The 10,653-nt window shown below is 73.9% G+C and carries 10 protein-coding genes; 6 read left to right on the top strand and 4 right to left on the bottom strand.

Translation table 11 applies throughout. The features are described 5' to 3' along the window. Window positions 1-900: hypothetical protein (locus tag L6E12_RS04220; RefSeq protein ID WP_236226539.1), on the bottom strand; the 900-nt coding region annotated here is incomplete at its 3' end. Continuing rightward, the gene (locus L6E12_RS04215) at window positions 897-1,661 is read right to left on the bottom strand and encodes a hypothetical protein (RefSeq protein ID WP_236226538.1); all 765 of its coding nucleotides are present in this window, start codon (window positions 1,659-1,661) and stop codon (window positions 897-899) included. The genes L6E12_RS04215 and L6E12_RS04220, both read right to left, overlap by 4 nt. Before the next feature lie 1,154 nt (window positions 1,662-2,815). Here L6E12_RS04215 and L6E12_RS04210 point away from each other — a divergent pair. The 6 genes from L6E12_RS04210 to L6E12_RS04185 all read left to right on the top strand — a co-directional run bounded on the left by L6E12_RS04210 (window position 2,816) and on the right by L6E12_RS04185 (window position 8,596). Next, a complete protein-coding gene (locus L6E12_RS04210; RefSeq protein ID WP_236226537.1) occupies window positions 2,816-4,441 on the top strand; it encodes an alkaline phosphatase D family protein in 1,626 nt (541 codons plus the stop codon). 22 nt (window positions 4,442-4,463) lie between these two features. Continuing rightward, the gene (locus L6E12_RS04205; RefSeq protein ID WP_236226536.1) at window positions 4,464-5,534 is read left to right on the top strand and encodes a hypothetical protein; all 1,071 of its coding nucleotides are present in this window, start codon (window positions 4,464-4,466) and stop codon (window positions 5,532-5,534) included. Between the two features lie 174 nt (window positions 5,535-5,708). Continuing rightward, window positions 5,709-6,227 (top strand): winged helix-turn-helix domain-containing protein, encoded by a 519-nt coding sequence (locus L6E12_RS04200; RefSeq protein WP_236226535.1) that lies wholly within the window; start codon window positions 5,709-5,711, stop codon window positions 6,225-6,227. A 372-nt stretch (window positions 6,228-6,599) separates the two neighbouring features. Next, window positions 6,600-7,193 carry a hypothetical protein gene (locus tag L6E12_RS04195; RefSeq protein WP_236226534.1) on the top strand — a complete coding sequence of 198 codons (594 nt, stop codon included), beginning with the start codon at window positions 6,600-6,602 and terminating at the stop codon, window positions 7,191-7,193. A 39-nt stretch (window positions 7,194-7,232) separates the two neighbouring features. Then, on the top strand, window positions 7,233-7,946 hold the full coding sequence (locus L6E12_RS04190; protein ID WP_236226533.1) for a hypothetical protein: 714 nt from the start codon (window positions 7,233-7,235) through the stop codon (window positions 7,944-7,946). A gap of 113 nt (window positions 7,947-8,059) precedes the next feature. After that, window positions 8,060-8,596: a methylated-DNA--[protein]-cysteine S-methyltransferase gene (locus L6E12_RS04185; RefSeq protein ID WP_308074055.1), complete on the top strand. Its 537-nt coding sequence runs from the start codon at window positions 8,060-8,062 to the stop codon at window positions 8,594-8,596. Here the strand turns inward: L6E12_RS04185 and L6E12_RS04180 are convergent. Then, complete coding sequence (locus L6E12_RS04180; protein ID WP_236226532.1) at window positions 8,575-9,612, bottom strand: MBL fold metallo-hydrolase; 1,038 nt, start codon at window positions 9,610-9,612, stop codon at window positions 8,575-8,577. The genes L6E12_RS04185 and L6E12_RS04180 overlap by 22 nt on opposite strands. Window positions 9,613-9,655: 43 nt before the next feature. Next, window positions 9,656-10,309 (bottom strand): 4'-phosphopantetheinyl transferase, encoded by a 654-nt coding sequence (locus L6E12_RS04175; RefSeq protein WP_236226531.1) that lies wholly within the window; start codon window positions 10,307-10,309, stop codon window positions 9,656-9,658. Window positions 10,310-10,653 lie beyond the last annotated feature (344 nt).

The raw sequence follows: 10,653 nt of genomic DNA, 5'->3' as shown, positions 1-10,653 counted from the left end.
CAGGCCCGGGGCGGGTGGGGCCGGGGGTGGCGGGGGTGAAGTGGGGGGTGGGGGCGGTGGTGGGGTGGTGGGGGGTGCCGGGCGGGGGACGCACTCGGAGGCGTCGGCGGAGTCCGCCGGGGGGAGGACGAGGGTTTCGGTGGGGCTGCCGCCGGGGGTCAGGGGGAGGCGGTAGACGCGGGAGCGGCCGTTGGTCTTGTTGGAGATCGGGTAGAGGGCGCCGTCGGGGGCGAGGACCACTGAGCCGTAGGAGGTGCTGACCGGGAGGGGGTTCTGGCCGGTCTGGGTGACCTTGCCGGTGGCCGGGTCGATCCGGACCGCGCGGCCGTGGCCGGGGAACAGGACCGGGGTGGACACGCCGTAGAGGCGTCCGTCCGCCGGGCGGTGGGCGAGGTCGTCGACGGTGATGCCGGGCAGGGACAGGTGGACCCGGCCGTCGACCACGGCGTCGGCGAGGCGGATGGAGAGCAGGGTGGTGCCCGCGATGGCGTGGAAGTGGCCGTTGGCGACCGCGCCTCCCCGGATGCCGAAGCCGCCGTGGGCGGTGTCGCGCAGGGGCGTGGTCGAGAGCACCTTGCCCGTGGTGTCCATGGTGACCAGGCGGGCGGTCGGGTGGAAGCCCTCATCGGTGAGGGCGTAGATGCGGCCGTTCGCGTAGCCGAGGGCCGCGGCCCGGAACTCCAGGGTGCGCAGCCGGGTCACCGTGCCCGCGGCCAGGTCGATCGAGCTGAGGGTGGACAGGCCGTGGCCGCTGCTGGTGACCCGGAAGAAGGTGCAGTCGGCCGGGGCGGGCGGGCCCGCGGTCAGCAGGACCGGGTCCGGGTCGGCGGTGAGCAGCGCCGTGCCCGCCAGCACCGCGGACGCGGCGATGGCGGACAGGACGGCCTGGGGGCGCCTCATCGCAGGCGGGCCAGCACGGCTTCGAAGGCCGCCGGTTCCACCTTCGCCGCGCCCGCGAACGGGTTCTGCAACTGGTAGGTGGCGAACAGCAGCAGCGACAGCAGACCGGCCAGGATGCCGACGATGATGATGTGGACCAGCGGTTGCGGTCCGCCGAACAGCAGTGCCAGCGAGATCGTCATGACGCTGCCGAGCACCAGGGCGAACCACACCACGTCGGTGACGCCGTCGCCGCCGGCGGTGTTGAGCCGCTGCTGGCGGGCCTCGTAGGCCTCCCACAGCTTGTCGGAGGCGAGGTTCTTCTGGTCGTTCTGGAAGTCGTCGCCGGTCTGGGCCTCGCGGATCGCGGCGCGCAGCTCGTCCAGCAGTTCCCAGCCCTTGTCGCCGACCTCGCCGTTGCCGGTGGCCATCATCGGCCACTCGACGTCGGCGACCTCCTGGGCGTACCGGGCGGCCAGGTCGCGGACCTCGGTCCGGGTGGGCTCGGGCAGCGCGTCGGCGGCCCAGGACGCGGCGACGACGCTGTCGGCCTCGCGGTAGGAGCCCTCCTCGGCGGCGGTGGTGCCGTCGAACAGCGAGATCAGCACGAACGCCAGCAGGACCGCGTGCAGCCCGCCGACGATGGTGAACACCTGCCCGGCCGACTCGTTGTTCTCGACCGTGCCCTCGGTCTCGCCGACGTGGCGCAGGAAGTAGGCGATCGCGGCGGCGACCGCCGCGGCGCCCAGGACCCAGAGCATCCCCTGGAAGTAGACGTTCATGCGTGTTCCCTTTCCCGGCCCGCCGCCCGGGGGCGGCCGACGGCCGGTGGAGGCAGAGGTGCCTGCCGTTCTCGGAGGAGCTGTCCCGCTGCGCGGTGGGCCGGTGTCGCCGGTCGCGCGCCGGTCCGGTGCGCGCTGCGGGGGAGCCGGGGCGCGCCTGCGCGGGGAGGCGCGTCCCGCCCGGGAGTGGGGTGTCCGCTCCGCCCGCGGCCGGGGCGCCGGGTGTGCGGGGCCTCGGGGTGACCGGGATCGCGGTTCGCCACGCCGGGGAGCAGGAGGACCCTACCGCCCCCGGTGCTCCCGGCCCCGCCGGTGTCCCGCGCGCGAGCCGCCGACCGGGTGCCCGCCCCGGCCGCGGTCGGCCGCCGGGTCCCCTGGGGCGCAGGCGAAGGATCTTCGCCTCGACGCGTCCGCCCGCCTGCCCGGAGCGCGGACCGGCCGCCCGCGGGCGGTGCCGGGTGGGGCCGGTCGACCGTGTGCGGGAGCGGCAGCGGGACCACGTCGTCCAAGTGCCCGGTCTCCTGTTCCTCGCTGTCGCCGTCAGCACCGGCGGGGTGTCGCGGGTGCTCTTCCGGAGGCGGCGCGCGGCGCGCGCGGGTGCGAGCGTTCCAACTCTGGCCGAGGGAGGGGGCACCTGGCGAGGTGTTCGTGATCGAAGTACTCGATCGGATTACCCGCGACCGTGGTCGGGTCACGGTCGCGGACCCCGGGGCCGGGGTCGGGGCGACCGGGCGCGGGGGTGGTCGAGCGGCGACCGACTGTCCACTTAGGACCTTCCATCCGACGCCCCGCCATCGCCGCGCGCCCCGCTCCCCGGGCGCGGAAACCGCCCCGGCGAGGGTGACCGAACTCATGGCGACCCCTCCGCGCCGGGCGCGGCGCACACCTGGCAGCATGCGCCCTCGCAGGCCGGAACGCGCCCAGACCTGCGCGACGACCGCGCGTGGACCCGACGCGGCGGATCGCCGAGAAGACCGACTGGGCCATTCGCGCGGATCGAACACCCATTCGGCGCAGTGGCGTTGCGCCGAAGTGACCAGCGGTGACCGGCGCACCGGCCGCAGTGGGTCCACAGTGGATTCCCCACCCGCGGGCGGGGGTGCTGGACTGCGGATATGGTCGTCCGGTCGTCGAGTCGGAGCAGAGGAGTTGGCATGGCTGAGCTGCTGCTGGGGCCGCTGCTGCGGCACGTGGACGACCGGTCGGCCACGGTGTGGGTGGAGACCGACGCCGCGTGCGCGGTCGACGTCGCGGGCCGGGAGACCCCCACCTTCCGGGTCGCGGGCCGCCACTACGCGCTGGTCGTGCTCACCGACCTGGAACCGGCGACGTCGCTGGAGTACCAGGTGCGCCTCGACGGGGAGGTGCGCTGGCCGCTGCCCGGCTCCGACCTGCCGCCCAGCCGCATCCGCACGCTGCCCGTCGGCGGCGACCACGACTTCCTGATGCTCTTCGGGTCCTGCCGCAAGCCCGAGAGCGAGGACCCGGCGGAGAACAAGAAGTGGGGCACCGACGCGCTCGCCGCCTACGCGGTGCGGATGAGCACCCAGGACGAGCGGGACTGGCCGGACTCCATGGTCATGCTCGGTGACCAGGTGTACGCCGACGAGACCAGCAAGGCGACCCAGGAGTGGATCTCCACCCGCCGGTCGCTGGACGAGCCGCCCGGGGTGGAGGTGGCGAACTTCGAGGAGTACGTCCGGCTCTACCACGAGTCCTGGTCGACCCCGCTGATCCGCTGGCTGCTGTCCACCGTCCCCACCTCCATGGTCTTCGACGACCACGACGTGCGCGACGACTGGAACACCTCCCAGGACTGGCGCGACGCCATCGAGGCCACCTCCTGGTGGGCCGAGCGCGAGCAGGGCGCGCTCGTCACGTACTGGATCTACCAGCACATCGGCAACCTGTCGCCGGAGGAGCTGGCCGAGGACAAGACCTTCGCCGCGGTGCTGGCCGAGGGCCGCTCCGGTGACGCCGAGGGCGTGCTGCGCGCGTTCGCCGAGGCCGCCGCCCAGGAGGTCAACGGGCGCAAGGGCACCCGCTGGAGCTACCGCCGCGACTTCGGCAACGTGCGGCTGCTGGTCATCGACACCCGCTCCGGGCGCATCCTCAAGGACGGGCACCGCTCCATGGTCGGCGACGGCGAGTTCGAGTGGATCGAGGAGAACGCCGAGGGCGACTACGACCACCTGCTCATCGGCTCCTCGCTGCCGTGGCTGATGCCGCACGTGGTCAGCCACGCCCAGTCGATGAACGAGGTCTCCGCCCGGCGCACCGACTGGCGCGGGCGGCTGGCGGAGAAGCTGCGCCAGGGCGCCGACCTGGAGCACTGGCCGTCCTTCCGCGGCTCCTACGACCGGCTGACCCGGCTCATCCGCCGCATCGCCGAGGGCAGCGCGGCGTCGGTGTGCGTGCTCTCCGGCGACGTGCACCACGTCTACGCCGCCGAGGCCACCTTCGACCGGGAGGTCAACGCCAGGGTGTGGCAGCTGACCTGCTCGCCGCTGCACAACAGCATCGAGGGGTACATGCGGCCGCTGTTCAAGCTGGCCTGGTGGCGGCCATTGGCCAACGGGCTGCGCCGGTGGATGTACCGCTCCGACGAGATCGAACCGCTGCCGGTGGACTGGACGAAGGCGGCGGGCCCGTACTTCGGCAACGCGGTGGCCACCCTGCGGGTGCGCGGGCGCCGCGCGGACATGGTCATCGAGCAGGCGGGCACCGGCGCGGACGGCCCGTACCTGCGGCCACGGGCGCCCATCGCCCTCGTCGACTGACGGGGCTTCTAGACTCCGGTACGTGGAATACCAGCTCACCGCCGACGTCGCCCCCGCCCCGGACCTCCCCGGTCTCGACCCGCTGCAGCAGCACGGCGTCGCCGCCCTGCTCGACGAGCAGCTCGACCTGCTCGCCGGGATCGAGGGGCCGGACGGGCTGGAGGTGGAGCCGCTCGACCACCGGGTCGCGGTGCACCCGCACGGGGCGGTCATCACCTGGCTGCTGGACGCCCCCGCCCTGGCCTTCGCCGAGGAGGCGGCCCGGCACGTGCTGACCGAGCTGCTGGCCCAGACCGACCTGCTGGAGGGCTGGACGGTGGGCCGGTGCGAGGTCATCGCCACCGACGACGACCTGGCGGCCGCGCTCGGCGACGTCGAGGTGGCCGAGGACTCCGACGACGAGGACGAGGAGCTGTCCGAGGAGGAGGTCGCCGCCCTGCGCGACGAGCTGGAGGCGTCCTCGGCGCAGCTGCGCGCGGTGGGCCCGGAGGCGTTCGGGCACGTCGCGGACGACCCGTCCTGCGCGGTGTCGGCGCAGGCCGCCCGGCTGGTCGCCGGGGCCATGGTGCAGGGCATGGAGGTCCTCACCGACGAGCTGTTCGCCGACGTGCAGGAGCTGGAGGACGCGGAGGCCTCGGCCAGCGAGGTGGAGGCGCTCAGCGTGCTCGACCAGCTCCCCCAGCGCTACGCCGACCACTACGGCGCCCTGTTCGCCAAGCAGTTCCTGGTGATCACCGCGATCCTGGGCCACCGGCTGACCCAGCCGGGTTGGACCGCGCCGCTGTGCACGGCCGAGGCGCTGGCGCTGCACGTGCTCAAGACCGAGGCGGCGGTGCAGCTCGAGCTGGCCGGGCTGATCGACGAGCTGCCGATGAAGGAGATCATGGCCGCGTTCGACGAGCACGTGCTCGGCGGCGTGGAGCACGAGCGCCTCTACGACCAGGCCGAGGGCGCGGACGCCGACGAGGACGACATCGACCTGCTCGGCACCCCCGGGCTGGACTTCGACGAGTGGTTCCTGCCGCGCGGCGGGGACGCCCCGGTGCACCCGTACCTCGCGGTGGAAACCGCCGCCGGGGTGACAGCGGAGTGACCTGAGCTACGGATCCCACGCTGCGGAACACCGTTGACCAGGCATTAGTCCCCTGGTCGACTGTCTGACGTGCCCCCTACCGTGATCAACGGCAAGCGATGTCCGAGCTGAGCGACCCCGTTCGCCCGCTCCCGCCGCACCCGCTGCCCGACTCACACCACTAGGGGTACAACCATGGTTGCCGCACTCTCCGACCACCGATCCAGCGCCACCCGCCCGGCCCGGCTCACCCTGACCGTGCACCTCACCGCCGCCGCGGCGGCGGTGCCCGCGCTGGCGGGGGAACTGGCGGACGCCCTGCACGCGCTCGGCAGGCACGACGGGGTGACCGCCGCGGTCACCGTCGACGAGACGCCCCCGCTGGGGGTGGTGGTGCCGCTGCCGCGGGGCGCGCGGGCCCCGCTGCGGGTGCTGACCGGTTCGCGCCGGGTGCTCTGGCACGAACGCGAGGTGGAACTGACCAGGTTGGAATTCGACCTCCTGGCCTACCTGGCCGGGCACCCGAACCGGGTGCACCGCAGGCAGGCGCTGATGAGCGCGGTGTGGGGCACCTCCTACGTCAGCGAGCGCACCGTGGACGTGCACATCCGCAGGCTGCGCAGCAAGATCGACCCCACGGTGCCGCTGGTGCGCACCGTGCGCGGTGTCGGTTACCAGTTCGGCGACCGCGACTTGGTCTCGCTGGAGGCCTGACCACCCCGGATCAGCGCGGCGCGACGGCGGGTTGAGCAGCGAGCCTGCCGCGCGGCTCCGCGTTCGCGGAGGTCGTGGACGGGCGAGACGGCGCCAGGCCGGCGATCGTCCACTGTGCACAGCAAGGCCCCCGGAGAGCGCGGCGTCGGCGCCTGCCGGGAACTCCTCGTGATCACCCACCCCGCCGGTCTCGGCGGCGGACCAGGTGCGCACCGATCCGGGCGGAACCCCGTGGGCGAGCGGGATGACGGCGTCCGGGGCGCCGGGGTGCGGCAAACGGCCCAACGTGGTCCCTTTCCCGTTTCAGGTTCGGCCCGGGTGGTACGTCACCGGTCAACGAGGAGAAAATCCTTGCACCGAAAGGAGAACCACATGTCGACAGGCGCGATCATCGGCATCGTCGTCGCGGCCGTCGTCATCATCGCGTTGGTGGCAGTGGTCGTCCGGATGCAATCCCGGCGCAAGCACCTGCGCGAGCGGTTCGGTCCCGAGTACGACCGGACGATCGCCGAGCACCCGCGCAAGGACGCCGAGCGCGAACTGCTGGAGCGGGAGAAGGAACACGCCAAGCTGGACATCCGGCCGCTGGAGCCGCAGGCGCGCGATCGCTACGCCGCGCAGTGGCGGAGCGTGCAGGAGCAGTTCGTCGACCGCCCCGCCCCCGCGGTGCAGGAGGCCGACCGGCTGGTCACCGTCGTGATGGCCGAGCGCGGCTACCCGACCGACGGTTCGCACGAGGACCGCGTGCGCAGGCTGTCCGTGGAGCACGCGTCCACCATGGAGCACTACCGCGCCGCGCACCAGGTGCGCGGCAAGGAGAACGCCTCCACCGAGGAGCTGCGCGAGGCGATGGTGCACTACCGCGACCTGTTCACCGACCTGCTGGGCGGCGACGGGCACCGCGGCGGCAACGACGGGCACGCGGTGGACGGCGACGCGCCGCACCGCCCGACCGCCAAGCGCTGAGCACCGCTCCCCCCGATCCCCCGAACCGGAGGCACCCCCATGCGCAACAGCACCACTCCCGACGACGATCGACTGCACACCGAGGACCTGGTGTCCGACTCCAGCCCGGCGAAGTCCACAGTGGACGAGAAGGCCGACGGCGCGCACGCCGCCGACCACCCGGCCGACGGGCACCGCGGCGACGACCGGAACCCGGATCGCCACGGCGCCGCGGCCCGCCCGGACCACGCGGTCGGCGACGACCGCGGCCAGGGCGGGTTCACCACCGTCGACGGCACCGACCCGCACCCCACCGACCGCCAGAGCGGCCAAAGCGGGCAGAGCGTGTGGGACGGCGCCCCGGCTCACGACGCCGGTCCCTCGGTGGACCAGATCCGCCCGCACGGGTACGCCGAGGCCGCCGCCACCGAGCAGGTCCCGGCGCAGGGCGGGCAGCGCGAGCGCGGCACCCCCGCCGCGGGCGACGCCGAGGAGCCCGGCGCGGAACTGTTCGCCACCGCCGAGGTGGAGCGCTTCCGGGGCGAGTGGTCGAAGGTCCAGGCGAACTTCGTCGACGACCCGCGCGCGGCCGTCCGCGACGCCGACCACCTGGTGGCCGAGGTCATGCAGAACCTGGCCAAGACCTTCGCCGAGCACAAGCGCGACCTCGAGGGCCAGTGGCAGGGCGGCGACGACAGCGAGGCCCACACCGAGGACCTGCGCCAGGCCCTGCGCCGCTACCGCTCCTTCTTCAACCAGCTGCTGCACACCTGATCCACCGTCCCGGTCCCGGAAACCACCGGAGCCCGGACGCCGTGCGATCAGCCGAACCCCGCGCCGCCACCCCGGCGCGGGGTTCGGTGCGCGCGGGGCGGGAGAATACGGCGGTGACCGCGTACACGATGTTCGACACGCCGCTGGGCTGGTGCGCGCTGGCCTGGAACGACCGCGGCCTGGTGGCCGTGGAGCTGCCCGGCGGCGACCGGGCGGGCACCGAGGCGCACCTGCGCGGGCGGATCGCCGACCCGGTGCCCACCGAACCCGGGGCGCCGGTGGCCGACGCGGTCCGCCGGATCGTCGGGCTGCTCGGGGGCGAGCGCGACGACCTGCGCGACATCCCGGTCGACCCGACCGGCATCCCCGAGTTCCACCGCCGCGCCTACGAGTTCACCCGCACCGTTCCCCCCGGCGAGACCACGACCTACGGCGAGGTCGCCAGGGCGATCGGGGCGCCCGGGTCCGCGCAGGCGGTGGGGCAGGCCATGGGCGCCAACCCGTACCCGGTCGTCGTGCCGTGCCACCGGGTGCTGGGCGCGGGCGGCAAGGTCGGCGGGTTCTCCGCGGGCGCCGGTGCCGCCACCAAGCTGCGGATGCTGGGGATCGAGGGCGCCGCCCCGGGTGGTCAGCCCTCGCTGTTCGACTGACCCGGTGCCGCGTACTCCACCACGCCGTCCACAGTGGACGACGTGAGCGCGCCGCGGACGACGAGCACGTCCAGGTGCGCCGCGGTCTCCCCGACGGCCAGCACCTGGTTGAACAGGTCGAGGGTGTCGAAGGCGCGCTCGCGCCGGGTCCAGCCCAGGCGGCGGGCGGCCTCGAACGCGGTGCCCGCGCCGTCGCGGACGGCCTCGGCGGTGCGCGCCAGCCGCTGCTCGTGGTGCTCCAGCAGCTCGTCCACCCTGGCGTGCACGCTGGGGGCCACCGGGCCGTGCGCGGGCAGCAGCCGCATGTCCGGGTGGGTGCGCATCAGCCGCAGCGAGTCCAAGTAGTCACCCAGCGGCAGCCGGGCCCTGGCGGGCTCGAAGCCGATCGACGGGGTGATGTGCGGCAGCACGTGGTCCCCGGCGAACAGCAGCCCGGCCGCCGCGTCGACGAACACGACGTGCCCGCGGGTGTGGCCGGGGGTCGGCACGGCGGTGAGGGTGCGGTCGCCGAGGACGATGTCCTGGGTCCCGGAGAGCCACTCGTCGGGCAGCTCGTAGCTGGGGCGGCCGGGGTCGCGGGCACCCAGCATCGCCCGCAGCTTCGCCTGGAGGGCGGTCGCGCCCCACGCGCGCAGGTCGGTCACCTGGCGCTCGGCGTCACCCGCGAGGACCACGTCGAGGTTGGGCTGCTCACCGATGCCCAGGGCGATCCGGGTGCCGAACATCCGGCGCAGCTCCACGGCCATCGTGTAGTGGTCGCGGTGCATGTGGGTGACCAGGAACCGCGACACCGAGCCGAAGTCGTGGTCCAGGGAGTTCAGCGCGGACTCCAGCAGGTCGCGCGCCTCCCGCAACCCCCAACCGGAGTCGATCAGCACCACCCCGTCGGCGGTCTCGACGCTGTAGACGTTGACCGCGTGCAGGCCGTCACCGGGCAGTGGCAGCGGGATGCGGTGCACGCCCGGGGCCACCTCGAACGCCCCGGGTTCCGCCCACGGTCCCGAGCCTGCCGCCATCGTCGCCTCCGCTGGAGTTGGTTGCTCAACGCAACCTACCAAGTCAGACGGCGATGGCGATCGCGGCGACCACGAACCCGCCCTCGGCCAGCCACCGGCCCTGGAACCCGCGCAACATCTCCCCCTTGACCTGGGGGCCGTCGACGAGCAACTCGGCGGTGAAGGTGCCAGCCGGGTCGAACCGCAACCGCGCGTCGGAGAACCCCAGCCACTCCCTGGCCAGCGGGAACCACGCCTTGTAGACGCTCTCCTTGGCCGCGAACAGCAGCTTGTCCCAGTGCACACCGGGGTGCGCGGCGGCCAACTCGGCCAGGTGCACCCGCTCGTCGGCGAGGGTCACCGCGTTCTCCACGCCCTCGGGCAGCGGCACGTGCGGCTCGGCGTCGATGCCCACGGTGACGATCTCGCGCGCCTCGGCCAGCACCGCGGCCCGGTACCCGGCGCAGTGGGTCATGCTGCCCACCACACCGTCCGGCCACCCCGGGGCACCGCGCTCACCGGGGATGATCGCCGCGGGCGGGCGGCCCAACCGGGCCAGCGCCTGCCGGGCGCAGTGCCGGACGGTGGTGAACTCGCGCCTGCGCTTGTCGACGGACTTGGCCACGCACGGCTCCTCCTCGGGCAGGAGCACGGCCTCCGGCGGGTCGTCGTACGCCTCCACCGCGACGACGGCGGCGGGCAGGATCTTCTCGATCATGGGGTCACCACGGGGAGCACCCTAGCCGGGGCACCCCCCGCGGCGGGAGGGGCGTGGACCCGGATCACGTCCGGCCCACGCCCCCGGGACCAGCCCGGGAAGCCGCCCGGCCACCCACGAACCGCCGCCCGGCTGAGCAGACGCCGGGTGGTGGATGCGCTTCCCCTGCCGACCACCCGCGCAACCGCAGGCCCGGCTATGAAACTGCCCAGGTAGGTAGATGCGCTCGACGGGTGAGCACCCCGAAACCGGCGGCCCGGCGAGCGAATGTCCGGGTGGGTGGATGCGCTTGGCGGTGACCACCCTCGCAACCGGCGGCCCGCCTACCCAACTGCCCGGGTGGG

Source organism: Actinokineospora sp. PR83 (assembly GCF_021056305.1).
In the GTDB taxonomy this organism is placed as follows: Bacteria; Actinomycetota; Actinomycetes; order Mycobacteriales; family Pseudonocardiaceae; genus Actinokineospora; species Actinokineospora spheciospongiae.
Note: the sequence above shows the minus strand (reverse complement) of the source record. Positions and strands in the feature narration are given on the sequence as shown.